Origin of the sequence: Rhizobium sp. ZX09, assembly GCF_017357485.1 — a bacterium.
GTDB classification, from domain to species: Bacteria; Pseudomonadota; Alphaproteobacteria; order Rhizobiales; family Rhizobiaceae; genus Agrobacterium; species Agrobacterium pusense.
In genome coordinates this window covers 169,960-193,833 of the sequence record NZ_CP031364.1, presented here as the reverse complement: position 1 = coordinate 193,833, position 23,874 = coordinate 169,960, and the positions used below count along the sequence as shown (strand labels likewise).

The 23,874-nt window shown below is 60.5% G+C and carries 25 protein-coding genes; 6 read left to right on the top strand and 19 right to left on the bottom strand.

Annotation, left to right across the window (positions count from 1 at the left end; all coding sequences use genetic code 11):
- The 4 genes from BTN45_RS15575 to BTN45_RS15560 form a co-directional block, all read right to left on the bottom strand.
- Entirely contained in the window at window positions 1-849 is an 849-nt protein-coding gene (locus BTN45_RS15575) for an ABC transporter permease (protein WP_207589913.1), read from the bottom strand.
- 6 nt (window positions 850-855) lie between these two features.
- Window positions 856-1,779, bottom strand: coding sequence for an ABC transporter permease (locus tag BTN45_RS15570; protein ID WP_207589911.1), 924 nt, complete (start codon window positions 1,777-1,779; stop codon window positions 856-858).
- Window positions 1,780-1,855: 76 nt separating this feature from the next.
- On the bottom strand, window positions 1,856-3,391 hold the full coding sequence (locus tag BTN45_RS15565; RefSeq protein WP_207589909.1) for an ABC transporter substrate-binding protein: 1,536 nt from the start codon (window positions 3,389-3,391) through the stop codon (window positions 1,856-1,858).
- A gap of 41 nt (window positions 3,392-3,432) precedes the next feature.
- Complete coding sequence (locus tag BTN45_RS15560) at window positions 3,433-5,253, bottom strand: ABC transporter ATP-binding protein (RefSeq protein ID WP_004445135.1); 1,821 nt, start codon at window positions 5,251-5,253, stop codon at window positions 3,433-3,435.
- Between the two features lie 474 nt (window positions 5,254-5,727).
- Between BTN45_RS15560 and BTN45_RS15555 the strand changes: the two genes are divergently transcribed.
- Entirely contained in the window at window positions 5,728-6,036 is a 309-nt protein-coding gene (locus BTN45_RS15555; RefSeq protein ID WP_162699371.1) for a putative quinol monooxygenase, read from the top strand.
- Window positions 6,037-6,099: 63 nt separating this feature from the next.
- On the opposite strand, the gene BTN45_RS15550 is transcribed toward BTN45_RS15555, so the two are convergent.
- Window positions 6,100-8,001, bottom strand: a complete 1,902-nt coding sequence (locus BTN45_RS15550; protein WP_107339671.1) for a bifunctional sugar phosphate isomerase/epimerase/4-hydroxyphenylpyruvate dioxygenase family protein — start codon at window positions 7,999-8,001, stop codon at window positions 6,100-6,102.
- Between the two features lie 121 nt (window positions 8,002-8,122).
- Between BTN45_RS15550 and BTN45_RS15545 the strand changes: the two genes are divergently transcribed.
- A complete protein-coding gene (locus BTN45_RS15545) occupies window positions 8,123-8,818 on the top strand; it encodes a TetR/AcrR family transcriptional regulator (protein WP_042936849.1) in 696 nt (231 codons plus the stop codon).
- On the opposite strand, the gene aroQ is transcribed toward BTN45_RS15545, so the two are convergent.
- The 12 genes from aroQ to pcaD all read right to left on the bottom strand — a co-directional run bounded on the left by aroQ (window position 8,790) and on the right by pcaD (window position 18,148).
- Window positions 8,790-9,233, bottom strand: coding sequence for a type II 3-dehydroquinate dehydratase (gene aroQ, locus BTN45_RS15540; protein WP_207589907.1), 444 nt, complete (start codon window positions 9,231-9,233; stop codon window positions 8,790-8,792). The genes BTN45_RS15545 and aroQ overlap by 29 nt on opposite strands.
- The gene (locus BTN45_RS15535; RefSeq protein WP_207589905.1) at window positions 9,230-10,099 is read right to left on the bottom strand and encodes a shikimate dehydrogenase; all 870 of its coding nucleotides are present in this window, start codon (window positions 10,097-10,099) and stop codon (window positions 9,230-9,232) included. The genes aroQ and BTN45_RS15535 overlap by 4 nt, the downstream gene beginning before the upstream one ends.
- Before the next feature lie 72 nt (window positions 10,100-10,171).
- Window positions 10,172-10,930: an amino acid ABC transporter ATP-binding protein gene (locus BTN45_RS15530; RefSeq protein WP_003505500.1), complete on the bottom strand. Its 759-nt coding sequence runs from the start codon at window positions 10,928-10,930 to the stop codon at window positions 10,172-10,174.
- A 30-nt stretch (window positions 10,931-10,960) separates the two neighbouring features.
- Window positions 10,961-11,800, bottom strand: a complete 840-nt coding sequence (locus BTN45_RS15525; protein WP_207589903.1) for a transporter substrate-binding domain-containing protein — start codon at window positions 11,798-11,800, stop codon at window positions 10,961-10,963.
- Between the two features lie 35 nt (window positions 11,801-11,835).
- On the bottom strand, window positions 11,836-12,675 hold the full coding sequence (locus tag BTN45_RS15520) for a transporter substrate-binding domain-containing protein (protein ID WP_207589901.1): 840 nt from the start codon (window positions 12,673-12,675) through the stop codon (window positions 11,836-11,838).
- Between the two features lie 41 nt (window positions 12,676-12,716).
- A complete protein-coding gene (locus BTN45_RS15515) occupies window positions 12,717-13,367 on the bottom strand; it encodes an amino acid ABC transporter permease (RefSeq protein ID WP_207589899.1) in 651 nt (216 codons plus the stop codon).
- A 12-nt stretch (window positions 13,368-13,379) separates the two neighbouring features.
- Window positions 13,380-14,048 carry an amino acid ABC transporter permease gene (locus tag BTN45_RS15510; RefSeq protein ID WP_004445120.1) on the bottom strand — a complete coding sequence of 223 codons (669 nt, stop codon included), beginning with the start codon at window positions 14,046-14,048 and terminating at the stop codon, window positions 13,380-13,382.
- Between the two features lie 341 nt (window positions 14,049-14,389).
- Window positions 14,390-15,484 (bottom strand): 3-carboxy-cis,cis-muconate cycloisomerase, encoded by a 1,095-nt coding sequence (locus BTN45_RS15505; RefSeq protein WP_022562718.1) that lies wholly within the window; start codon window positions 15,482-15,484, stop codon window positions 14,390-14,392.
- 68 nt (window positions 15,485-15,552) lie between these two features.
- Window positions 15,553-16,173, bottom strand: a complete 621-nt coding sequence (gene pcaG / locus BTN45_RS15500; protein WP_004445117.1) for a protocatechuate 3,4-dioxygenase subunit alpha — start codon at window positions 16,171-16,173, stop codon at window positions 15,553-15,555.
- 2 nt (window positions 16,174-16,175) lie between these two features.
- A complete protein-coding gene (gene pcaH, locus BTN45_RS15495) occupies window positions 16,176-16,916 on the bottom strand; it encodes a protocatechuate 3,4-dioxygenase subunit beta (protein WP_003505508.1) in 741 nt (246 codons plus the stop codon).
- On the bottom strand, window positions 16,913-17,347 hold the full coding sequence (pcaC, locus tag BTN45_RS15490) for a 4-carboxymuconolactone decarboxylase (protein WP_004445114.1): 435 nt from the start codon (window positions 17,345-17,347) through the stop codon (window positions 16,913-16,915). The genes pcaH and pcaC overlap by 4 nt, the downstream gene beginning before the upstream one ends.
- 3 nt (window positions 17,348-17,350) lie before the next feature.
- Complete coding sequence (gene pcaD / locus BTN45_RS15485; protein WP_207589897.1) at window positions 17,351-18,148, bottom strand: 3-oxoadipate enol-lactonase; 798 nt, start codon at window positions 18,146-18,148, stop codon at window positions 17,351-17,353.
- 93 nt (window positions 18,149-18,241) lie between these two features.
- Here pcaD and pcaQ point away from each other — a divergent pair, with 93 nt between their 5' ends.
- A complete protein-coding gene (gene pcaQ, locus BTN45_RS15480) occupies window positions 18,242-19,183 on the top strand; it encodes a pca operon transcription factor PcaQ (RefSeq protein ID WP_072493010.1) in 942 nt (313 codons plus the stop codon).
- 199 nt (window positions 19,184-19,382) lie between these two features.
- Here pcaQ and pobA read toward each other — a convergent pair whose 3' ends face one another.
- Entirely contained in the window at window positions 19,383-20,555 is a 1,173-nt protein-coding gene (gene pobA / locus BTN45_RS15475; protein WP_207589895.1) for a 4-hydroxybenzoate 3-monooxygenase, read from the bottom strand.
- 117 nt (window positions 20,556-20,672) lie between these two features.
- Between pobA and BTN45_RS15470 the strand changes: the two genes are divergently transcribed.
- Complete coding sequence (locus BTN45_RS15470; RefSeq protein WP_207589893.1) at window positions 20,673-21,596, top strand: helix-turn-helix domain-containing protein; 924 nt, start codon at window positions 20,673-20,675, stop codon at window positions 21,594-21,596.
- Here the strand turns inward: BTN45_RS15470 and BTN45_RS15465 are convergent.
- Entirely contained in the window at window positions 21,566-22,327 is a 762-nt protein-coding gene (locus BTN45_RS15465; RefSeq protein ID WP_207589891.1) for an IclR family transcriptional regulator, read from the bottom strand. The genes BTN45_RS15470 and BTN45_RS15465 overlap by 31 nt on opposite strands.
- A 138-nt stretch (window positions 22,328-22,465) precedes the next feature.
- On the opposite strand from BTN45_RS15465, the gene BTN45_RS15460 reads away from it, so the two are divergent.
- Complete coding sequence (locus BTN45_RS15460) at window positions 22,466-23,173, top strand: 3-oxoacid CoA-transferase subunit A (protein WP_037092253.1); 708 nt, start codon at window positions 22,466-22,468, stop codon at window positions 23,171-23,173.
- The gene (locus BTN45_RS15455; protein WP_207589890.1) at window positions 23,170-23,865 is read left to right on the top strand and encodes a CoA transferase subunit B; all 696 of its coding nucleotides are present in this window, start codon (window positions 23,170-23,172) and stop codon (window positions 23,863-23,865) included. Before BTN45_RS15460 ends, BTN45_RS15455 begins: the two co-directional genes overlap by 4 nt.
- The last annotated feature ends 9 nt before the right edge of the window (window positions 23,866-23,874 follow it).

Here is a 23,874-nt window from a genome sequence, read left to right as displayed (position 1 = left end):
TTACCTCGAGGTTCTGCCTGTTGGGTCGAGGCTGTCGCGCAGCCAGTCGCCGAGAAGGTTGAGGCCAAGCACGGTCAGAAGAATCGCAAGGCCGGGAAAGACGCTAACCCACCATGCCGTCTGCAGATAGGTACGCCCATCCGCCAGCATGCCGCCCCAGCTCGGAATTGTCGGATCAACGCCGAGACCGAGGAAGGTGAGGCTGCTTTCCAGCAGGATGTTGTTGGCGACGTTGAGCGTCATCAGCACGATGACCGGGCCGATGAGGTTCGGCAGCAGGTGCTGAAGGATGATGCGCCAGTCTTTCACGCCGATGGCGCAGGCGGAAAGGATGAATTCCCGCTCCCTGAGCGTCAGCACCGATCCGCGCACGAGACGGGCATATTGCACCCATTGCGAGACGATCAGGAGGATGATGGTGTTGGTGAGACTGCCGCCGACAATGGCGATGAAGGTGATGGCGAGCAGGATGAAGGGCATGGCGAGCTGGATATCGGCAAAGCGCATGACCAGCATATCCCAGAAGCCGCGATAATAACCCGCCACAAGGCCAACGGCGACGCCGAAGATGACCGCGCCGATGACCGAGGTGAAACCGACCAGCAGCGAAATTCTGCCGCCGGCGACGACGCGGGCGAGCACATCACGCCCGAGCGGATCGGTGCCCAGGGGATGGGCGGCATTGGCGAAGGGTTTGGCAAGGCGCGCCATCAGATCGATCTTGTCTGCCCCGCCCGGAAACAGCACGTCGGAAAAGACGACGGCAAGGCAAATGATTGTTGTCAGCGACGCGCCGAGGACGAATTCGAGATTGGTGAAGCGCGCGAGACGCGAGGTTTTGGCAGCCATCGTCACTTACTCCGTGCGGATGCGCGGATCGACAAGCCCATAGGCGATATCGACCAGAAGGTTGATGCCGACGATCATCAGCGACAGCACGGTGATGACGGCCTGAAGCACGGGATAATCGCGCGCGCCGACCGCGTCGAAGGCCAGCGTGCCGAGGCCCGGCCAGTTAAAAACGCGCTCGATGACGACGATGCCGCCCAGTAGACCGCCAAATTGCAGACCGAAATAGGTTATGAGCGGAATGGCGCAATTGCGCAGCGCATGTTTGTAGAGAACCTTGCTTTCACTCAGCCCCTTGGCGCGTGCGACCATGACGTATTGAGAGCGCAGCGTATCAAGCATGGCCGTGCGCACCAGGCGCACATTGGTGGCCGTCAGGATAACGCCCATGGTGACGGCGGGCATGATGTAGCTTGTAAAACCACCCATGCCGCTGGGCGGCAGCCAGCCGAGCGTGATGGAGAACAACAGCACCAGCATGGTGGCCAGCCAGAAATTGGGGAAGGACAGGCCGACGAGCGAGAAGATGCGGATCACCTGATCGGCCGTCTTGCCGCGCGAGGTCGCCGCCTTGATGCCGAGCGGAATGGAAAGGGCAATCGACACGGCCATGGAGATGAAGGCGAGAAGCAGCGTGGCGGGCAGGGCATCGGCGATCAGGCGCGAGACCGGCGTGCTGCCGGTGAAGCTGCGGCCGAAATCGAGCGTCAGAAGCCCCTTCAGGAAGCTGAAATATTGCACGAAGAACGGCCGGTCGGTGCCGAGCGCCGCACGGATGCGCGCCAGATCATCTTCCGTCATGCTGCCGCCGCCCTGGAACATGGTGACGGCGGGGTCACCCGTCAGGCGGATTGCGAAGGAAACGAGAAGGGTGATGGCGATGACGACAAAAATCGCCTGCAGCAATCGCTTGATGAGGAAACCGGCCACGTTTTTTACCTTGAAGAGAGATCCGGCCTTGCCCGCATTGCGGCGGGCAAGGTGTTGATCAGAAAAACCAGCCTGATTATTCGACGGTGACGTCGGTCAGCTTCAGGCGGTTATCCGGCGGTGCGACGAAACCCTTGACCCGCTTGTTGATGCCGTAAATGGCATTGGTGTTGTAAAGCGGGATTTCCAGCGCGCGTTCGGCGGTGTAGCTGCCGATTTCCTTGAGGATCTTCTCGCGCTCGGCACGGTCGGTCAGCGGACGCTGGGATTCCAGGAGCTTGTCCAGCTTTTCGTCCTTGTCATAGGGGTTCCACTTTTCACCCGAGTGATACATGGAATAGGCGGTGTTATCGTAATCGAAGGTCCAGCCGCCCCATTTCTGCTGGAACATCGCGCCGGTCTTGCCCTGCGGGATGATGTCGTTCAAGAGAACGTTGGTTTCGTAGGGCTTAATGGTGGCGGTGATGCCAACCATGGAGAGGTAGCTGGAAATGACCTGCGCCACTTCGTTCATCGTCGCGTCGTTGCCACGGATATCGATTTGCAACGCAGCACCCGGCTTGACGCCGGCTTCCGCGAGCAGCTTCTTGGCGCCTTCCGGATCGTAGGGCAGCGGTTTGAGATCGGCGTCATAGCCGAAGGACAGCGCACTCTGGAAGCTTGCGATTTCGGAAGCCTGACCGGCGAGGATCGACTTGACGATCGTGCCGCGGTCGACAGCCATGATGATGGCCTTGCGCACCTTCGGATCGGCGGTAATGCCGTCACGGGTGTTGAAACGCAGCGCATCAACCGTCGGGCCGGGAACGCTGACGATCTCAAGCTTGGAATCGCCTTGGATAACCGGGATCATGCCAATCGGGATGGTGGGCGGAATGACGAGATCGACGCGGCCCGCCTGCAATTCGGCGACGGCGGTCGCCGGCTCGGAGATGAAGCGGTATTCCAGTTCGGAAAGCTTCGGCGCACCGCCCCAGTAATCCGGGTTGGCTTCAAGCTTGATGTTGGTCTTCGGGGCATAGGATACGAATTTGAACGCGCCGGTGCCGACCGGATTGAGGTTGAAGTTGTCCTCACCCTTTTCCTGGATGTATTTCGGCGGCACGATCATGCCACCATAACCGGCAAGCTTGGTCAGAAGCACCGGATCCGGCGCCTTGAGCTTCATGTCGACGGTGTAGTCGTCGATGATATCGACGCTTTCGATGGCGACATAGTTGGAGCGCTGCGGGCCCTTGGCACCCTGTTCGCCAAGAAGGCGCTCGAAGGTGAACTTGACGGCGGCGGCGTTGAAGGGCTCGCCATTGTGGAACTTGACGTTCTGGCGCAGCTTGAAGCGGATGCGCTTGCCCTCATCCAGCTCTTCCCAGGATTCGGCGAGGCCGGGCACGACCTTCAGGTCCGGGCCGCGATAGGTGAGGCCATCGAAGATGTTGGTGGCGACAGCCGCCCATTGCACGAGGAAGGTGTCGATCGGATCCCAGCTGCCCGGATCCTGTGGGCTGGAAATGGTCATCTTGCCGGCGGCAAGAGCCGGTGCGGCGGTCAAGGCCGTTGCGGCCATGGCAAGCGTGACGAACGTTGTCGTCATCCCCTTCTTGATCATTGTCATCTACCTGTTCCTCTTCAGATGGTTGTGGTTCTGGTTGTAATTCAGGCGCTCTTCGCGATGAAGTGGCCCGGATTGATTTCCTCATGGGCGAGAATGGCCGGCTCATCGCCGACACGGCGCACGGGATTGGGAATTTCGCCCTCGATCATGGCAATGCGGCGCTCGATGGTCGGATCGGCGACCGGCACGGCCGACAGCAGGCGGCGGGTGTAATCATGCGTCGGCGTTTCGAAGACCTGCCGGCGGCTGCCCATTTCCATGATCTGGCCGAGATAAAGCACGGCGACGCGATGGCTCATCTTTTCCACGACAGCCATGTCATGGCTGATGAAGAGATAGGCGAGCCCGCGCTCGGCCTGCAAATCCATGAACAGATTGATGATCTGCGCCTGAATGGAAACATCGAGCGCCGACAGCGCCTCGTCGGCAATGATGAGCTTGGGATCGGAAGCAAGCGCGCGGGCAATGCAGACGCGCTGGCGCTGGCCACCGGAAAACTCGTGCGGATACCGCGCGGCGTGCTCGGAGGAGAGGCCCACACGCTCCAGCAATTCATCCACCCGCCGCTTTACGGCTTTCTGATCATTGATCAAACCATGGGTGTTGATCGGCTCGGCAATCGAAAAACCAACCGTCTTGCGTGGATCGAGCGAGGCAAAGGGGTCCTGGAAGATATATTGCACTTCCTGACGCATGCGGAAGCGTTCCGCCGCCGACATCTGTGCAAAGCTGCGGCCGTTGAAGGTTATTTCGCCCGAGATGGCCGACTGCAACTGCTGGATGGTGCGGCCGATAGTGGATTTCCCCGAGCCGGATTCTCCCACCAGCGCCAGCGTTTCGCCGGCATGAATATCGAAACTGACCTTCTGCACGGCGCTGCACCGGTGCGTTGCCTTGCCGAACAGGTTCTTGCGGATATCGAAGCGCACGAACAGGTCCTTGACCGACAGAAGCGGTTTCTGGTCGTATTTCGCGGTATTTTGCACGCGCTCTTCACCGATCACGACCGGCTGGCCATCCTGCAGCACCGTGAGCGGCAGGCGCTTCGGGAAGGCTTCACCTTCCATGCTGCCAAGGCGCGGAACGGCGGAAAGCAGGGCGCGCGTGTAAGGGTGCTGCGGATTGGCGAAGATATCCTTGACCGGACCTTCCTCGACCTTCTTGCCCTTCCACATGACGACGACGTCATCGGCCATTTCCGCCACCACGCCCATGTCATGGGTGATGAAGACCATGCCCATGCCGAGCTTCTTTTGCAGGTCGCGCATGATGTTGAGGATCTGCGCCTGAATGGTCACGTCGAGCGCCGTCGTCGGTTCGTCGGCAATGAGAAGCTTCGGGCGACAGGCGAGCGCCATGGCAATCATCACACGCTGGCGCATGCCGCCGGAAAGCTGGTGCGGGTATCGCTTCAGAAGCTCGGCGGCATCGGGCAGGCGCACCATTTCAAGCAGCTTCTGTGCTTCTGCCATCGCTGCCTGCTTGCCCATCTTTTCATGCAGCACAAGCACTTCGCAGATCTGGTCGCCGATGGTGAAGACGGGGTTGAGCGAGGTCATCGGCTCCTGGAAGATCATGGCGATCTCCTTGCCGCGGATCGAGCGCATCTCTTTCTGAGAGGCCTTCAGCAAGTCCCTGCCTTCAAACAGGATTTTGCCTGTCGGATAGGTCGCGCCCATCATGTCCGCAAGGCGCATGGTGGAGAGCGATGTGACCGATTTTCCCGATCCGGATTCGCCGACGATCGCCACCGTGCGGCCGGGCTCGACGCGAAAGGAAATATCGTCCACGACGCGGCTGTTGCCAAACTCGACGCTCAGGCCTTCGACGGACAGCAGGGCGTTTGCGTTTGCGGCAGTCATGTCAGTGTCTCCGGCGTGGCCTGCGCCGGTGAAGCGGCGCGGTGGTCTGGAAAAGGAAAAGGGCGATGGGCAGGCGAGCTACGCGCAACGCCGGGCGGGAATATCGAAAATGTCGGGTGAGATCGCATCTTCAGGATGCTTTTTCACAGGGAGCCGCGCGACAAGCGATGCCCCGCAATAATAGCCGTAGTGCCGCCGCAGCCGTGCCGGTTACATCCATGGCAGCCACCCGACGCGAAACGCCGGATGCCAATTCGACAATGCGCATGAAACCTTATTCTCCCCCGCCCTTGTTTTATGGAAAAAGCTAACAAAACAGAACAATCATGTCCATAGTGTTGAACAATTTTTGTGTACTGCTCTACAAATACGCATATGCACCGATTTTGAGCGCGTGTTCCTGCACAATGCTTCGCAAAGAGGCGTGTATTCCGCCTGTAGCGCCACTGAAAACGCTGAGAAGAACGAAGAGGAATGGGAATGCCGTGCATGAAGAATAGGGCGGGCGCAGTCAGGCTGAGGGGTTTTCTACGATGCTTGTCCAAGCATGATGTCGATCTGGTCCGGCGCCACCTTCCTGAACATCTTCGTCTGACGAGAGAGGAACCCGGCTGCATTTCCTTCGAGGTATCCGAGACAGACGATCCCCTGATCTGGCGGGTTGAGGAGCTTTTTGCCGATCGTGCCGCCTTTGATTTTCATCAGCAGCGGACGCGGGCGTCGGTGTGGTTTACGGCGACCTCCGCCATTCCACGCGATTACGAGATAACGACATTGGAATAAATGAGAACAGGCCGCAGCGCCATTCCTGCCGGCTGCGGCCTCGTCGGATTTCGCTGCCGAGACTTATTCCTTCGGCATGCCAACCGGCGGCGCAAGGCGTCGTTGCGCGGCGATGCGGAAGGGGGCGTTCATGGCACCATAACCGCCGTAAGCCCCGCGCCTTTCGATGATTTCGAAGAAGAAACCTTCGCCGAAGGTGCGGCTGTAGATCTGGAAATATTCGCCATTGTCGTCGCGGTCATAAAGGATGCTGGCGGCCCGGAGAGCATCGGAAAATTCCGGCTCCAGACCGAAACGCGCTTCCAGATCGTCGTAATAATTGCGCGAGATCGGCAGGGCGTGGAAGCCACGTGCCTGCATCGCCCTGGCCGTGGCGAAAATATCGTCGGTGGCGAAGGCGATGTGCTGGATGCTGGTGCCGAAACCTTCAGCGAGGAATTTGCCGGCGAAGGTCTTGCGATTGTCGGCGCCGTTCATGGTCAGGCGGAAATGCGGTGAGGGTACGCTTTCAATCGCCTGGCTGCGCACCAGCCCGCCCGGATCGACCACATCGATCATCGGTGTGCGGCGCGTAGAAAATAGCGAGGTGTAGAACAGAAGCCACGTCAGCATTTCATCGTAATGCGTTGTTTGCGCAAGATGATCGATCCTCTTCAGCCCGGCATCGCCAGCTGGTTTATTGTCGCCGACTGTCGCAAACTCATTGTCCCAGATGGAAGCAAGCGCCGGCGAATCGTCGAGGAAATAAATGACACCGTTGCCCACGCCCTGAATGGCCGGGACGGCGACTTCGCCCGTCTTGCGCGGCTCGGCGAAGGTGGGCGCACCCAGCGCTTCAGCACGCGCCAGCGCCGCTTTGGCGTCATCGACCTTCAGGCCGAATGCATAGGCATTGGTGCCGTGGATGGAATAGGACGCCCCGGCGAAACTGTCGCCGCCATCACTGGTATTGATGACGATGCGGATATCGCCCTGGGTGTAGAGGTCGACATCGCGATTGCGGTGATGTGCGGTTTTCTCGAAACCGAGCGTGGCGAGCAGCGCCTCCAGATTGATCTTTTCTTCCGGCGCCGTGGTGAATTCCACGAACTCCACGCCCCGCGTCTCAACCCGGTCCGGCATGGCGGGCACGTCGATTCTGATATCCGGCTCAAGACGGCGCACCTGATCCATCAGGTTGACGAGCGAGCGGTGGCCGTCCTCGGCGAGCAGCCGGGCCGAGCCGCCGCGGAACTGGTCATTGAAGATTTCGAGCGACAGCGGGCCGCTATAACCGGTTGCAGCCACGGCGCGCATGAAATCCACGACAGGCAGATCGCCTTCTCCCGGCATGTTGCGGAAATGGCGGCTCCAGTAGAGCAGGTCCATGTCGATCAGCGGCGCATCGGCCAGCTGGACGATGAAAATCTTGTCGCCGGGAATGGAACGGATGGAATTGGGATCGATCTTGCGCGACAGCGTGTGGAAACTGTCGAGAATGATGCCGACATTGGCGTGGTCGGCACGGCGCACCACTTCCCAGGCATCGCGGTGATCGCTGATGTGACGGCCCCAGGCCAACGCCTCGTAACCCACGCGCACGCCATGTTTTGCGGCAAGTTCGCCCAGCTGATGGAAGTCGGCGGCGGCGCGGTCTATGCCGCCGAGCGAGACCGGCGAGACATTTGAGCAGATCAGCATCAGATCTGTGCCGAGTTCGCCCATGATGTCGAATTTCCGCTGCGCTCTCTCGAAGGCGCGGGCGCGGTGCGGTTCCGGCATGCCCTCGAAATCGCGGAACGGCTGAAACAGGGTGATATCAAGTCCGTGGTCGGCAGCCAGTGCCTTTACCTCGCGCGGGGAGGCGTCATAGGTCAGGAAATCGTTTTCGAAAATCTCCACGCCGGAAAAACCGGCCTTGGCGATCGCCGCCAGCTTTTCGGGGAATTCGCCACTGATCGATACGGTTGCAATGGATGTGCGCATTGGCATGCCGTGTCCTGCTGTGTCATAGCTCGCCATATTGCCTTCCTTTTCAGCCTTATGTACTGATTGGTTAATAAGCAGGGCGTGACCGCAGGCCGCCGCCCCACCGATGGAATGGATGATGACCAAAACTGCGACTTTGAACGCGACCCGAGAAAGCCGGCAGGCGAAGCGTGATCCGGAAGGGGTTCGCCGCGACATTCTTTCGGTGGCCATGGAAGAGTTTTCGCAAAACGGCCTCTCCGGCGCCCGCATCGATGAAATAGCGGCGCGCACGCGCACGTCCAAGCGCATGATCTATTATTATTTCACCGACAAGGAGAGCCTTTACCAGCGCGTTCTGGAGGAGGCTTATGCCAAGGTGCGCGGCGGCGAGAGCGATCTGGAGCTCGATGATCTGGAACCGGCTGCGGCGCTCGACAAGCTCTGTCGGTTCACCTTCGATCACCACCGGCGCAATCCCGCTTTCATTCGCATGGTGATGATCGAGAACATCCATCACGGCCGGCACATGCAGTCCTCCGAAACGATCCGCCAGCTCAACCGTCCGGCCATCGATGCGCTGGAAAGCGTGCTGCTGCGAGGCCAGCAGAGCGGCGTCTTCCGCGAGGGCATCGATGCGCTGGAATTGCACTGGCAGATCAGCGCGCTGTCCTTTTTCAACGTCTCGAATGTCACGACGTTCTCGTTCATCTTCGGCGACAGCCTGTTCACCGATGCGGGACAGGAGACATTGTCGCGGCATGTCAGCGACATGGTGCTGCGTTATGTGCTGACGCCCGCCCATATCACGACGAGCGCGAAAGACGGCCAATGAGGTGGCGCAGCGCCACGTCATAACCTTCGATGCCGAGGCCGGCGATCACGCCTTCGGCGCGGGTCGAGACATAGGAGTGGTGCCGGAAGACCTCGCGCTTGTGGATGTTGGAAATGTGAACCTCGATCACCGGCCCCTCGAAGGTATTGAGCGCATCGAGGATCGCGACCGAGGTGTGGGTAAAGGCGCCGGGATTGATGACAATGCCCGCGGTCTTGCCGCGGGCTTCGTGTACCCAGTCGATCAGCTCATATTCCCGGTTGCTCTGGGCAAAAAACAGATCGTGGCCCGCGGTTTCGGCGATCCCACGGCAATGGGCCTCGATATCGGCGAGCGTTTCATAACCATAGATTTCCGGCTGGCGCTGGCCGAGCAGGTTGAGGTTGGGACCGTTCAGAACAGTGAAAAGGCTCATGCGACGCCCTCCGCCATACAAAGCTCGGTGAAATGCGCCGTCATGCGCCCGGCATCCGGCTCGCGGCCACAGAAGAGGCGGAATGCGCCGACGGCCTGAAACACCGTCATGCCGCCGCCGGGCAGGGTGCGACAACCCTTTTTCGCCGCCGTCGCCAGCAGCTCGGTGACAAGCGGCATATAGACGATATCGGCCACCCAGTGCCGCCGTTCGATGAGATCGGCCGGAACCGGCATGCCGGGATGGGCGGGCATACCCATCGGTGTGGCGTGGATCAGGCCATCGGCAAAGGGCAGGGAGGCGGCGGGGTCTTTGACGGCAAGCGCGCGGCCCTCGCCGAAGCGGGCATTGAGTTCCCGGGCCAGTTGCTCCGCCCTTGGGAAATCCCGGTCGAGAATGTCGAGACGGGCAATATTGAGCTTCAATGCGGCATGGGCCACCGCAACGCCAGCGCCACCCGCGCCGACCAGAAGCGCCCGGTCACGCCGTGCATCCGGCAGGCCGCGCACGAAGCTTTCGTAAAAGCCGTACCAGTCGGTGTTGTGGCCGATGCGGCGTCCGTCCCGGAAGACGACCGTGTTGACCGCGCCCAGCATGCGGGCATCGTCCGACAGTTCGTGCAGATGCGGAATAACGGCCTGCTTGAAGGGATGGGTGATGTTGGTGCCGGAAAAGCCGCGCGCTTCCAGTTCGTCCAGCAGGTCGGGAAGGGCGCTCGGCGGCAGCTTGCGGGCGGTGACATCCACCAGCTCATAGGAATAGTCGAGACCGTGGGCCGCCCCTTCGCGCATGTGCAACGCGGGCGATTTGGAAAGCTGTATATCGGCGCCAATCAGGCCGACCTTGAAGGATGTTTTCTCTGTCATGATCACGTGTCGCTCATCGGACGGTGTGGGAGAGGCGGGATTATCCCCGCCTGTCTTAAGAGCGCGCGAACCTCAGTGATGGGCGAGAATTTCGCCGAGGAACGTGCGCGTGCGCTGGTGTTTGGGATCGCGGAAGAATTCCTCCGGCGGGCCTTCCTCGATGATCTCGCCTTCCGACATGAAGATCACCCGGTCGGCCACCTGCCGTGCAAAGCCCATTTCGTGGGTCACGCAGATCATCGTCATGCCGTCGCGGGCAAGGCCGATCATGGTGTCGAGCACTTCCTTGACCATTTCCGGGTCGAGCGCCGAGGTCGGCTCATCGAACAGCATGGCCTTGGGCTCCATGCACAGCGCCCGGGCGATGGCCGCGCGCTGCTGCTGGCCGCCGGAAAGCTGGGCCGGGTACTTGTCTGCCTGGTTGAGAATGCGCACGCGCTCCAGATATTTGCGCGCCGTCGCCTCCGCATCGGCTTTCGACAGGCCCTTCACCCGCATGGGCGCAAGCGTGCAGTTTTCCATGATGGTCTTGTGCGGGAAGAGATTGAAGCTCTGGAACACCATGCCCACTTCGCGGCGAACCGCATCGATGGCGCGGCTGGAATCCGACAGCGTCGTTCCCTCGACCGTGATCTTGCCCTCCTGGATTTCCTCCAGATGGTTGATACAGCGGATGAGCGTGGATTTGCCCGAACCGGACGGCCCGCAAAGAACGATTTTTTCGCCTTTGCGAACCGTCATGTTGACGTTTTTAAGCGCGTGGAAGGCTCCATACCACTTTCCCACCCCTTCAAGGGCGATCAGCGGAGCCTGAGCGGCGGATTGCGGCATGGAACTTTCCTTCATGCTTTGGCAGCAGTGTTAGTTGACGGTGTAGGGAATGTCGGGAAGCGAAGCCGGGAACTGCGGTACCGGGCGCTTCATCCATTTGGCGTAAACTTTTTCGAGGTCGCCATTGGCCTTGATCTTGTCCAGATAGGCGTTCAACGCTTCGTTCCAGTCCTTTTCGCCGGGGCGTGTGGCGGCGCTGTTGTAAAGGGTCACGAGGTCGAACTTCACCTCGTAATCCTTGCCGCCGGCAGCCGCGAGACGGTCGCCATAGAACTGGTTACCGCCGATCGCCTCGATCTGGCCCGAAAGGATCGCCTGAATGGTGGCGGCGTCGTCATCGAAGCGAAGGATATTCGCCTTGGTACCAACCCCTGCGGTCAAGGCCGTATCCATCGGGCTGGATTTCGGTGCGCCGACGGTCATTCCGGTCAGATCGTCGAAACCGGCGATCTTCTTGTCCTTGGTGGCATAGACCGACATGACATTATGCGCGTAGGGCTGCGCATATTGCACGTTCTTCGCCCGCTCCGGCGTCATTCCCATCGATGCGAACAGCGCATCGACCTTGCCGGTGCGAAGCGAAGGGATGCGGTTGGCGACGGCAAGCGGCACGAATTCCACCTTCAGCCCCAGATAATCCGCAAATCCCCTTGCGAGATCGGCGTCGTAACCCTCCTGAACGCCAGTGGAATTGATGAAACCCCAGGGCGCATTGTCGCCCTGAATACCGATCACGACCTTGCCGCTGGCTTTTGCCTCGTCAAGCGTTCTCGCATCTGCCGCCACCGGGGTCAGAACCGGCAGCAAAGCTGCCGTCAGTCCCGCCGCAAGGGTTGCTCGCCAACCCGTCAGGGTTTTCAAGATTCTCATTGTTTCCTCCTCCCAAATCCAGACGGAACCGGCCGTTACTTCACGGTGAACGGGATGTCGGGCAGGTTGTCCGGGAAGGCCGGGACTTCGCGCTTCATCCACTTGTCGTAGATCTGTGCGAGCTGGCCGTCGGACTTGATCTTGTCGAGGAAGGCGTTGACGGTCTCGTTCCAGTCCTTTTCACCGGGGCGGGTGCCGGCGCCGTTGTAGAGCGTCGTCAGGTCGAATTTCGGCTCATATTTGCCTGCGGCAGCCTTGTTCAGGCGGTCGCCGTAGAACTGGTTGCCGCCGACGACCTCGACCTGGCCGGAAATCAGCGCCTGAATATTGGCGGCGTCATCGTCGAAGCGCAGGATATTGGCCTTGGAGCCGGCGCCGGCGGTGATCGCCGTATCCATGGCGCTGGACTTCGGGACGCCGACGGCGATGCCGGTCAGATCGTCATACCCGCCGATCTTCTTGTCCTTGGGGCCATAGACGGAAAGCACGTTGCCGGCATAGGGCTTGGAATATTGAATGGTCTTGGCGCGTTCGGCCGTCATGCCCATGGTTGCGAACAAGAGGTCGACCTTGCCGGTCAGCAAAGCGGGAATGCGGTTGGCCACGGCGAGCGGTACGAACTCAACCTTGACGCCGAGATAATCGGCAAAGGCCTTGCCGATATCGGCATCGAGGCCATCCTGCACACCGCTGGAATTGACGAAGCCCCACGGCGAGTTGTCGCCCTGAATGCCGATGACGACCTTGCCCTTGGCCTTGGCCTCTTCCACCGTGCCGGCGAAAGCATCGACCGGTGCGACGAAGGGCAGGGCAACCGTTGCCGCGGCAAGCGCGAGCAGGGCGCGACGAGAGAATTTCATGCTGGTGGTTTTCATCTTTTGCTCCTCCTTACAAAGCTGATGATGTCTTCATGGACTTAGCGGGTTGCGGTCTGCAGCCGCTTTTCAACGCTGGCGCCCCACAGGGAAAGCGGCCAGCAGATCAGGAAATAGATGACGCCGACGAGGGCGAAGACGGTGAGCGGGCGGAACGTCTGGTTGGAGACGATCTGTCCGGCGCGGGAGAGCTCGACGAAGCCGACAATGGCCGCAAGCGAGGTGCCCTTGATGAGCTGCACGAGGAAACCGATGGTGGCCGGCAGCGAAATCTTGAAGGCCTGCGGCAGAACCACGTCTTTCATGCGCGATACGTAATGCAGGCCGAGCGCATTGGCGGCTTCCGTCTGGCCCTTCGGCACAGCCTGGATGCCGCCGCGCCAGATTTCGCCGAGGAAGGCGCTGGCATGCAGCGTGAAGGCGATGGCAACGGCGATCCAGGCATCGACATTGAGGCCGGCGAGCGCCACGCCGTAATAAACGACGAAAAGCTGCATCAGGAGCGGCGTGCCCTGGAAGATGGCGATGTAGGCCGTGCTTGCCCGCTGGATTGCCGGGCTATCCGCAACGCGGGCGAGCGCCACGCAAAGGCCGAAAATGCCGCCGCCGATAAAGCCGATGATGGTCAGCGCAAGGGTCCATTTCAGGCCCTGCAGCAGGAAGAAGAGTTCGTTGGGACCGATGGATGCCATTGTCTTTTCTCCTCACTTGACCGGATAGCTGAAGGAAAGGCGGGAGATGAGCGAGAAGACGGCCATCATCAGCGAGGAAATGACGAGATAAAGCAGCGTGATCGAGAAATAGACCTCGAAGGATCGGAACGTATCCGCCTCGATCTTCTGCGCGACCGAAGTCAGCTCATAAGCGGCGATCGAAGTGCAGACCGACGTCGTCAGCGTCAGCATGATGAACTGGCTGGTGAGTGACGGATAGACCGCGCGCAACGCCGGCTTCAGGATGATATGGCGGAAGATCTGCGCCCGGTGCAGGCCGAGCGCGAGGCCCGCTTCCACCTGGCCCTTGGGGATGGAATCGACCCCGCCTCGAATGATTTCAATGGCATAGGCGCCACCGTTCAGGGCCAGCGCAATGATGGCGGTGACGGTGGGATTGAGCTTGATGCCGATCTGCGGCAGGGCGAAGAAGATGAAGAATATCTGCACCAGAAACGGCGTGTTGCGGATGGCTTCCACAAAGCCGATGACGATGCCGCGCAGCAGCCTGAAACGCGAGCGTCGGGCGACAACCCCGAGAACCCCGATGACGGTGGCAAGCGACATGCCCGCAATGGCAAGGCCGATCGTCGCCAGACAGGCTAAAAGCAGCTCGGGCAGCCGGTCTATGACCGCTGAGAAATCGAGACTGTAAGACATTCTTCCTCCCAACCCCTTCGGGTCCGGACAGGCTTTGTGCCTTGTCCGCATCGCTCTGGAACCGTGCGGCGCCAAAGCCCTCCATCTGTGGATTTTTGCCGCTGCGGGCTTCGAACCCTCGTCGGCGTCGCCTCGTCAATATTAATGTTTGTACCAGTTAGTTCATTTTTGTGTCAAGCGTCATCTCCGGTTAAAAAGCGGCGTTGCCGCTGTTTTTTTGTTTTTTGAAATTCCCGATAAAGTCTTTTTTATCAATGGCTAATGCAAAGGAGCGCAAGCGCTTTCCGCACGTCACCATGTCGCCACCGGCCGCCCGTCTGGCAGTTCCTGCAAGCCCTGATCTATGGACGATGTAGATCGTCGTGAGGCTCGTTTTCGCCTGCGCCCAACCTGTCTATCTGCCCCGCCAACCGCTCGGCGATCAGCAGCGAGGCTCCCGTTGCCGTCACCATTTGTGGGAGCGACAGCCATTCCAGCATCCAGCCCGCGCCAGACCTTTCCTGTTCGTGCACAAGCGACTGGTGCAATGCCGATATGTGCACGGCATTGAAGCGCGCGAGCGTCACCAGCGTTTCGGCATTGACCGGGTTTTGTTTGTGCGGCATGGCCGAGGAACCACCGCCTCCGGAGAGGCGGATTTCCGTGCCGAGTTCGGCCATGAGCGCGATGTCCTGCCCGAACTTGCCGAGCGTGCCGGTGATCAGCGAAAGCAGACCGGAAAATTCGGCGATGCCGTCGCGCTGGCTTTGCCATTGTGGCCGATCCGCAAGGCCGAGGCGCCTTGCCAGATCGATGCGCACGGCTGCGGCATTGTCACCGAGCTTTTCGAGCGTGCCGGCCGCGCCGCCGAATTGCAGGGCGAAACCGGTCTGCGCGAAGCTCTGGAGCCGCAGCAAATGGCGCTCCAGCGGTGAAATCCAGCTTGCCGCCCGGTCGGCGACCGTGATGCCGATCGCGGCCTGCATGCGGGTATAGCCCGTCAACGGATTGTGGCCGTCGCGGGAGGCGAGATCTCCCAGCGTATCGACGAGACGCCCGAGCCGCATGGCGATGATTTCCGTCGCCATTTTCAGCCGCAGCATCAGGCTGGTATCGATGACATCCTGGCTTGTGGCGCCGAAATGCACCTTGTCCGCTGCCTTGCCGGCGACGGCCGCCCGCATCTGCCGGATGAGTTCGGGAACCACAACGCCATCCTTTGCGACGCCGTGGCGAAGGGCGGTGATGTCGGCGGCAAAGTCCGACAGGCCTGAGACAATCGCTTGTGCCACCTCATCCGCAAGGATGCCAGCCTCCGCCTCCGCCTCCGCCTCCGCCAGCGCCACTTCGAAACGGATCATGGCGTCGATATCCGCCCTTGCCGAAAACAGCTCGACGATTTCGCTGTCGCCGAAAAGGCCTGAGAGGAAAGGGTGCTCGAAGGGGGAAAGGCTCATTGTCCGTCTCGCTTTCTTTTGCGCATATCGTTGTCGCAAAACCGCTGCACACTTTTGCGCGATATGCGTCAGATATCGAAAAACACGGTTTCGCCTTCGCCCTGCAGACGGATATCGAAACGATAAACGTTGCCTTCTTCCTTTTTGGCGACAAGCGTGGCGATGCGGCTTTTCTGCTCGATGCGTGCGAGAACGGGATCGGCGGCATTGGCCTCCTGTTCTTCCGGGAAATACATACGGGTCTGCAGGCCGATATTGATGCCACGCGCGACGATCCAGAAGGTGATGTGCGGCGCCATCGGCCGACCGTCGCGGAACGGCACCGAGCCGGGCTTGATGGTTTCGAAGACGAATTCGCCCGTATCCATGTCACCGGGCGAGCGGCCCCAGCCGATGAAATTCGGATCGGCCTTGCCGCGCGTTTCGCTCGGGCTGTTGTAATAGCCGTCGGTATCGGCCTGCCATATCTCGATCAGCGCATCCTTGAGCGGCATGCCGGCGCCGTCATAGACCGTGCCGCGCACGCTGATGCGCTCGCCGCGGGCCTTGTCGTTATAAAGCGGGCCGGAACCGAGATCCTTCTCGAACACGCCTTCGATGCCGACGAAATTGGGTGTGCAGCCGATATGCACATAGGGCCCTGCCGTCTGCGAGGCGGTTTCCTTGAAATAGTTGAGCGGCTGAACCATGGTCAGTTGCCCTCCATGCGGTTTTCGAAAAGGGTGGAGCGGCGACCGCGCAGCACGATATCGAACTTATAGGCCAGCATGTCCATCGGCAGCGTCGCATTCATGTCCAGCGGCGCGATCAGCCTCCGTATCGCATCCTCGTCCGGAATGGTTTTGACGATCGGACATTTCCAGATCAGCGGATCGCCTTCGAAATACATCTGGGTGATGAGGCGCTGGGCAAAACCGTGGCCAAAGACCGAGAAATGGATATGGGCCGGCCGCCAGTCATTGACGCCGTTCGGCCAGGGATAGGCGCCCGGCTGGATGGTCTTGAACCAGTAATAGCCGTTCTCGTCGGTGATCGTGCGGCCGACGCCGCCGAAATTCGGATCGATGGCGGCGAGGTAGCTTTCCTTCTTGTGGCGGTAGCGACCGCCGGCATTGGCCTGCCAGAATTCCACCAGCGCGCCGTCGACGCCGCGACCGCGCTCGTCCAGCACCCGGCCGTGGACGAGAATACGCGGGCCGACCGGCATTTCACCGGGGCGGGCATAGTTGAGGATGAGGTCGTTATCCAGCGGGTTCAGCATGCCGTGGCCAAAAACGGGACCGGTGATCTCGCTCTTGGTTCCCTCAAGCGAAATCAGGGCGCGTTGCGGCGAGCGCAGGATCGAGGTCTTGTAGCCGGGCGCATAGGCCAGCGGGTGAATATCGCGGTTGCGCGCGAAGAACGGCCCGGTTTCTGGTGGCTGGTTGCTCATTTCGTCTCCTCCCCATCGCCAGTTTTATCAAGGGAACTATCGGCTTTCATGCTGGCCAGGGCAAGCTTGGCAATCTTGAAAGCATGATTGGCGGCAGGCACACCGGCATAGATCGCCACGTGCATCAGCGCCTCGCGAATATCCGCCTCGGTTGCGCCGGTATTGACGGTGGCGCGCACATGCATGGCAAGTTCTTCGTCTTGGCCCAGCGCCGCAAGAAGGGCGATGGTGACCATCGAGCGCTCGCGTTTCGTCCATTGATTGCCGGACCAGACGGTGCCCCAGGCGCCTTCGGTAATGAGCTGCTGAAAAGGCTGGTCGAAGCCCGTCGTCACGGTCTGGGCGCGGTCAACATGGGCATCTCCCAACACGGAGCGACGGGTCTTCATGCCCTGTTCGAAACGTTCGTTCTTGTTGTTCTGGTCCGCCATCGGTCAATGCTCCGGCAAGGTCTTGAGAAAAATGCACGCGGCCTGCGCGTAGGCGAGTGGCTGTTCAAGGCACGGAATGTGGCCGCAGCCGGCGATTGTTACAAAGCGGCTTGCGGGAATGAGGTCCGCCAGCGATTTTACCAGTTCCGGCGGTGTCGAGCCGTCCTGATCGCCCACGACACAAAGCGTCGGCACGGCAATGTGCCCGGCGGCCGCGGTAAAATCCGCATCGCGGATGGCGGCGCAAGTGCCGCTGTAACCGGCTTCCGGCTGTTGCGACAGCATGTTGCGTGCGCCGGCATAGGCCGCATTGTCAGGCGTGCGGAAGGCGGGCGTGAACCAGCGCTCCATGACGGGATCGACCAGCGAGCCGAGGCCATCCGCAGAGATTTTGTCGATGCGGGCGTTCCACATGTCGGCCGTGCCGATCTTGTGAGCGGTATTGCTGAGGACGAGTGCGCGGACGAGATCGGGCCGGCGGGCATAAAGCCCCTGGGCAATCAGGCCGCCGACGGACAGGCCCCAGATGACGGCACTTTTCACGCCGAGATGATCGAGCAGCGCGATCAGGTCACCGGCATGGTCGTCGATCGAATAGGGTGGGCGACCGATATCGGAAAGCCCGTGGCCACGCTTGTCGTGCAGCACGTAGGCATAGTCATCGCCAAGCACTTCGGTCACCGCATCCCAGATGCGGAAATCCGTACCGAGCGAATTGATGAAGGCGATGACCGGCTTGCCGCTGCCCAATCCCTTGACGCGATAATGGATCACGGTCTCGCCGCAGCGCAGAAAATGCATGATGGCTCCTCCTGCCGGGGATATTGCAAGCGGGTTCCGGTTAAGTAAAATGACATTATTGATGAAAATCATAACCACTGGATTATACGAACGATGGTCGACCAGCGTATCAAGTTCCGCCACCTGCAGACCTTCGTGGAGGTTGCGCGGCAGAAAAGCGTCATCCGGGCCGCCGAAATCCTGCATGTCAGCCAGCCGGCGGTGACAAAAACGATCCGCGAACTGGAAGAGATTCTGGGTGTCTCGCTATTCGACCGGGAAGGTCGCGGCATTCGCATCAGCCGCTACGGCGAGGTTTTCCTGCGCCACGCCGGCGCGACGATGACGGCGTTGCGGCAGGCGGTCGATTCGGTATCGCAGGAGGCAGCGCGCGCCGGTCCCCCGGTGCGGGTGGGTGCTCTGCCCACGGTTTCGGTCCGCATCATGCCGAAGGCGATGGCCGGTTTTCTGGCGGAAAAGACCGGCAGCCCGGTGAAGATCGTGACGGGCGAAAACGCCGTTCTGCTGGAGCAGCTGCGGGTCGGCGATCTCGATCTCGTCGTCGGCCGTCTCGCGGCGCCGCAGAAGATGGCCGGGTTTTCCTTCGAGCATCTCTATTCGGAAAGGGTGCGCTTCGTGGTGCGGGCTGGCCACCCGCTTCTGTCGCCCGGTGTTTCGGTGTTCGATCACCTGCATGAATATCCGGTGCTGATGCCCACACGGCAGTCGGTCATCGGTCCTGTCGTGGAGCAGTTTTTGATCGCCAACGGCGTTCCGGCCCTGCCGATCCGCATCGAAACCGTATCCGACGCCTTCGGTCGCGCCTTTCTGCGCACCAGCGACGCGATCTGGATCATCTCGGAGGGCGTGGTGGCGGCGGATGTGGCGGACGGCATCCTCGAAATTCTGCCGGTCGAGACCGGCGATACCAGCGGCCCGGTGGGACTGACGGTCCGGGCCGATACGCAGCCCTCGCTGCCGCTTTCGCTGCTGATGCAGGCCATACGTGAGGCGGCGGGCGAGTTGCTGGATGGGAGGGCGGAGGCTGGTTCTTGAGATGAGGGTGAGGGTCGGAAAAGTCTGAGAACCTCTCCTCCGTCATTCCGGCCTTGAGCCGGAATCCAGCCACGGCGCGTCTGCGCCGTGAAAAGAGTCTTTTTTGCGATCAATGACTTGATCGCGCTGGACCCCGGATCAGGTCCGGGGTGACGGGTGTGGAAACGGTAGGGATAAAAGCCGCGTGTCTGGGGCAGCCCTAATACGGAAGCCCTACGTAATTTTCCGCAAGCGCGGTGGAAGCGGCGCGCGATTGGACGAGATAATCCAGTTCCGCCTCCTGAATGCGCTGGCCGAAATCCCCCGTATCGGGAAAACGATGCATCATCGTCGTCATCCACCAGGAGAAGCGCACCGCCTTCCACACGCGGGAAAGCGCCTTCTGCGAATAGGCGTCGATGCCGGCCTTAGACCTTTCGCGATAAAACTCGATCAGCGCCTCGCTCAGATAATGTACATCGCTGGCGGCAAGGTTCAGGCCCTTGGCACCCGTTGGCGGCACGATATGGGCGGCGTCCCCCGCTAAAAACAGCCGTCCGAACCGCATTGGTTCACTGACAAATGAACGGAGCGGCGCGATCGATTTTTCAAAGGAGGGGCCGGTCACCATTGCATCCGCATGGTTTTCCGGCAGGCGACGGCGGATTTCATCCCAGAAACGTTCATCGCTCCAGTCTTCAGGCCGGTCCTCGAGCGAACATTGAATGTAATAACGGCTGCGCGTGTGCGAGCGCATGGAGCAGAGCGCAAAACCGCGCGGATGATTGGCGTAGATGAGTTCGTGGTTGACCGGCGGCACTTCGGCCAGAATGCCGAGCCAGCCGAAGGGGTAGACCTTCTCGAATTCCCTGATCGCGCCTTGCGGCACGGATTTTCGGCTCACCCCGTGGAAACCATCGCAGCCGGCAATGAAATCGCAATCGATCCGGTGGGTTACGCCATCTTTCTGATAGGTTACATAAGGGTTTTCGCCATCGAAATCATGTGGCTCGACATCAGATGCATCGTAGATGGTCGAGAGGCCGGCCGCTTCGCGCACATCCATCAGGTCATGGGTCACTTCCGTTTGGCCATAGACGGTCACACGCTTGCCGCCGGTCAGATCGAAGAGATCGATACGATGGTCGCGACCGTCGAAGGTCAGCGAAAAACCGTCATGCGGCAGACCCTCGCGGCGCAGGCGTTTATCCGCGCCGGCCTTTTCCATGAGCTGTACCGTGCCTTCTTCCAGCACGCCGGCGCGGACGCGGCCGAGAATGTATTCCTTGCTGACCCGGTCGAGAATGACGGTCTCGACACCGGCTTTCGCCAGAAGCTGGCCAAGCAGCAGCCCCGATGGACCGGAGCCGATGATGACGACCTGTGTACGCATTGTTTCCTCCCGAACTTGTCTCCGGTCAAGAAATTGACCAAGCGACGCGCGAAGCTCAATGGACTTTCCGGTCCGTAAATTGCACAATCCGACCATCGGGCGCTGGAGGGGGATGAGATGCGTGTGACTGCCAATGAAGGGCTCTATGGCGAGGAAGCCGCGCAGGGCAGCGATTTTCGCTTCCATTGCGAGACGCTTTTTTCGCGGAGCAGCCTGCATCGCTTTGAAATCGGCCTGCATCGCCATTCTGCTTTTTTGCAAATCTTGTACATTTTTGGCGGCGAGGGCGATGCCTTGCTGGATGGCCGCATCGAGCCGATCCGCCCGCCGGTCGCCATCATCGTGCCACCCGGTTTCGAACACGGCTTCCGTTTTTCCCGCGATATCGGCGGCGTGATCGTCACCATGCTGCAGGGCGCGCTGCCGGCATCGGTGCAGGCGCTTCTGCTGCGGAATTTCTCCCAACCGGTGCTTCTGCCCTTGCTGGATTTTGCCGATGGAGAAGGAGTGCGCAGCGGGTTCGAACGGATTTCCGCGGAATATGAGGCCCGTGAGATCGGTCGCGACGCGATGATAGAAGGCCAGCTTGCGACCGTCGTCGCGCTTCTTTCACGGGCGGCGCGGCCGCTTCTGGAAACAAGCGGTGAGGGCCTGGCGGAGCAGCGTTTCGAACGGTTGCTGTCGCTGATCGCCCGCCATATCCGCGAGCCGCAGAAAGCCGGTTTTTATGCGAGGAAGCTCGGCCTTTCGGAAACGCACCTCAACCGGCTTGTCCGTTCCGTTTCCGGGCTCAGCCTGCAGCGGCTGATTGCCAAGCGCCAGATCGAGATCGCCCAGCAGGAACTGGTCTTCACCGTCTCCAGCGTACAGATGATCGCGGAGGGTCTTGGATTTGCCGATCCCGCTTATTTCAACCGCTTTTTCAGGCGCGAGACCGGCATGACACCGCGCGCCTGGCGTCTGGCAGAACAGCGCAAGATGGGCGATACCGGCGCGCGGCAGATGCCGCTTCAGACCAGCATTCTCGCCAGTTCCCGCTGAACGGACAGAAGTGCGGGCAAATATCGCTCCACCAGATCATCCATCGAAGCGACCGAGGCGGCGAGCCCGACATTCAGCGCGGCAACCGTCTGGCCACGCACGCTTTTCAGCGGCACGGCGATGGAGCGAAGGCCGATTTCGACTTCCTGATCGATCAACGCATAACCGCGATGGCCGGTCACCTCGATTTCGGTGAGCAAGGCCTGAATATCGGTAATGGTTTTTTCCGTACGGGCAACCAGCCGGGAGGCTTCGAGAATGTCGCGCTGGCGTTCGGGCGGCTGAGCGGAAAGAAGAACACGGCCCATCGAGGTGCAATAGGCGGGCAGGCGCGACCCCGGCATCAGCGCAATGGACATAACCCGCTGCTGGGCGGCGCGGGCGACATAAACGATTTCGGTTTCATCCAGGATAGAGACGGAGGTGCTCTGGCCGATCTCCTCAGAGAGATGGTCGATGAGCGGTTGTACGATTTTCGGCAGCGGCATGGTGGCGAGGCAGCCGGTGCCGAGCCGCAGCACCTTCGGCGTGACGGTAAAGAATTTGCCGTCATAGGCGGCATAACCAAGCTCCGATAGCGTGAGCAGGCAGCGGCGTGTGGTGGCGCGGTCCAGTCCGGCGATCTCGGCGGCATCGGAGATGGAAAGCCGCGGCCGCTCGGCGCTGAAGGCTTCGATCACGCGCAATCCCTTGGCGAGACCGCCCATCATGTCTCTTTCATTGACGGCCATGGCTCCGCTCCATTTGTGCGATATACGAACAAAAATCATATAACGCACAAAATCCTTGCCGTCGAGGCAATTTCAGCTTTACCTCATGGCCAAGCAGCCCTGCCGGTCCATCCGCTCGGCTGGATGGAGGTTTTGAGAATGGACAAGACAATCAAGAGCGCGGAAGAGGCGCTTGCTGGCATCGGCGATGGTGCGACGATCATGATCGGCGGTTTTGGCGGCTCCGGCGCGCCGATCGAGCTGATCCACGCACTGATCGACAAGGGACCGAAGGACCTTACCGTCATCAACAACAATGCCGGCAACGGCCGCATCGGCATCGCCGCGATGATCGATGCGGGCATGGTCAAGAAGATGATCTGCTCCTTCCCGCGCTCTTCGGATCCGCGCGCCTTCACCGATCGCTATCTGGCCGGCGAAATCGAACTGGAGCTGGTGCCGCAGGGCACGCTTGCCGAGCGCATTCGCGCTGGCGGTTCCGGTATTCCGGCCTTCTACACCCCGACAGGTTTCGGCACGGAACTGGCAGAAGGCAAGGTGATCGCGGAATTCGACGGCCGCTCCTATGTGCAGGAGCGCTGGCTGAAGGCCGATTTTGCCATCGTCAAGGCCGAGCTTGGCGATACGTATGGCAACCTCACCTACAACAAGGCCGGGCGCAATTTTAATCCGCTGATGTGCATGGCCGCGAAAACCACCATTGCGCAGGTCTCGAAGATCGTCGCCGCCGGCGAGATCGATCCGGAGCATGTCGTGACGCCGGGTATTTTCGTAAACGGCGTCGTGGAAATTCCCGATCCGCAACAGGAAGAAGTCCTCATTCGCGCGGGAGTAGCCTACGCATGACCACGACCATCGACACCCGCGAAGACATCAAGCTTTCCAACGCCCAGATCGCATGGCGCGCGGCGCAGGACATCGAAGATGGCGCCTACGTCAATCTCGGCATCGGCTTTCCCGAAATGGTGGCGCGCTATCAGCCACCCGGCCGTCAGGCGATCTTCCACACCGAAAATGGCATCCTGAATTTTGGCGAAGCGCCGCCGGAAGGCGAGGAGGACTGGAACCTCATCAATGCCGGCAAGAAGGCCGTGACGCTGAAGCCGGGTGCCGCCTTCTTCCACCATGCCGACAGCTTCGCGATGGTGCGTGGCGGACATCTGGATGTGGCGATCCTCGGGGCCTATCAGGTGGCCCAGAATGGCGATCTCGCCAATTGGCGCGTCGGCTCCAAGGGTGTGCCAGCCGTCGGTGGGGCCATGGATTTGGTTCATGGGGCCAAGCAGGTCTTCGTCATCACCGAACATGTGACCAAGAATGGCGAGCCAAAGCTGGTTGAGAAATGCGCTTTCCCGCTGACCGGCGTCGGCTGCATCACCCGCATCTATACCAGCCACGCGGTGATTGACGTGGTGGACGGCCGCTTCGTGCTGCGTGAAAAACTGCCGGCGATGACGTTCGATGAGTTGCAGGCCATGACCGGCGCGCCGCTTCATGTGGATGGCGTGGTTACTGATCTCGTTGCACCGGAACTTTGAGGAAACACC

Coding starts and splice junctions, on each gene's coding strand:
- BTN45_RS15575 (WP_207589913.1), bottom strand. CDS start 849: ATGGCTGCCAAAACCTCGCGTCTCGCGCGCTTCACCAATCTCGAATTC.
- BTN45_RS15565 (WP_207589909.1), bottom strand. CDS start 3,391: ATGACAATGATCAAGAAGGGGATGACGACAACGTTCGTCACGCTTGCC.
- BTN45_RS15560 (WP_004445135.1), bottom strand. CDS start 5,253: ATGACTGCCGCAAACGCAAACGCCCTGCTGTCCGTCGAAGGCCTGAGC.
- BTN45_RS15555 (WP_162699371.1), top strand. CDS start 5,728: ATGGGAATGCCGTGCATGAAGAATAGGGCGGGCGCAGTCAGGCTGAGG.
- BTN45_RS15550 (WP_107339671.1), bottom strand. CDS start 8,001: ATGCGCACATCCATTGCAACCGTATCGATCAGTGGCGAATTCCCCGAA.
- BTN45_RS15545 (WP_042936849.1), top strand. CDS start 8,123: ATGACCAAAACTGCGACTTTGAACGCGACCCGAGAAAGCCGGCAGGCG.
- aroQ (WP_207589907.1), bottom strand. CDS start 9,233: ATGAGCCTTTTCACTGTTCTGAACGGTCCCAACCTCAACCTGCTCGGC.
- BTN45_RS15535 (WP_207589905.1), bottom strand. CDS start 10,099: ATGACAGAGAAAACATCCTTCAAGGTCGGCCTGATTGGCGCCGATATA.
- BTN45_RS15530 (WP_003505500.1), bottom strand. CDS start 10,930: ATGCCGCAATCCGCCGCTCAGGCTCCGCTGATCGCCCTTGAAGGGGTG.
- BTN45_RS15525 (WP_207589903.1), bottom strand. CDS start 11,800: ATGAGAATCTTGAAAACCCTGACGGGTTGGCGAGCAACCCTTGCGGCG.
- BTN45_RS15520 (WP_207589901.1), bottom strand. CDS start 12,675: ATGAAAACCACCAGCATGAAATTCTCTCGTCGCGCCCTGCTCGCGCTT.
- BTN45_RS15515 (WP_207589899.1), bottom strand. CDS start 13,367: ATGGCATCCATCGGTCCCAACGAACTCTTCTTCCTGCTGCAGGGCCTG.
- BTN45_RS15510 (WP_004445120.1), bottom strand. CDS start 14,048: ATGTCTTACAGTCTCGATTTCTCAGCGGTCATAGACCGGCTGCCCGAG.
- BTN45_RS15505 (WP_022562718.1), bottom strand. CDS start 15,484: ATGAGCCTTTCCCCCTTCGAGCACCCTTTCCTCTCAGGCCTTTTCGGC.
- pcaG (WP_004445117.1), bottom strand. CDS start 16,173: ATGGTTCAGCCGCTCAACTATTTCAAGGAAACCGCCTCGCAGACGGCA.
- pcaH (WP_003505508.1), bottom strand. CDS start 16,916: ATGAGCAACCAGCCACCAGAAACCGGGCCGTTCTTCGCGCGCAACCGC.
- pcaC (WP_004445114.1), bottom strand. CDS start 17,347: ATGGCGGACCAGAACAACAAGAACGAACGTTTCGAACAGGGCATGAAG.
- pcaD (WP_207589897.1), bottom strand. CDS start 18,148: ATGCATTTTCTGCGCTGCGGCGAGACCGTGATCCATTATCGCGTCAAG.
- pcaQ (WP_072493010.1), top strand. CDS start 18,242: ATGGTCGACCAGCGTATCAAGTTCCGCCACCTGCAGACCTTCGTGGAG.
- pobA (WP_207589895.1), bottom strand. CDS start 20,555: ATGCGTACACAGGTCGTCATCATCGGCTCCGGTCCATCGGGGCTGCTG.
- BTN45_RS15470 (WP_207589893.1), top strand. CDS start 20,673: ATGCGTGTGACTGCCAATGAAGGGCTCTATGGCGAGGAAGCCGCGCAG.
- BTN45_RS15465 (WP_207589891.1), bottom strand. CDS start 22,327: ATGGCCGTCAATGAAAGAGACATGATGGGCGGTCTCGCCAAGGGATTG.
- BTN45_RS15460 (WP_037092253.1), top strand. CDS start 22,466: ATGGACAAGACAATCAAGAGCGCGGAAGAGGCGCTTGCTGGCATCGGC.
- BTN45_RS15455 (WP_207589890.1), top strand. CDS start 23,170: ATGACCACGACCATCGACACCCGCGAAGACATCAAGCTTTCCAACGCC.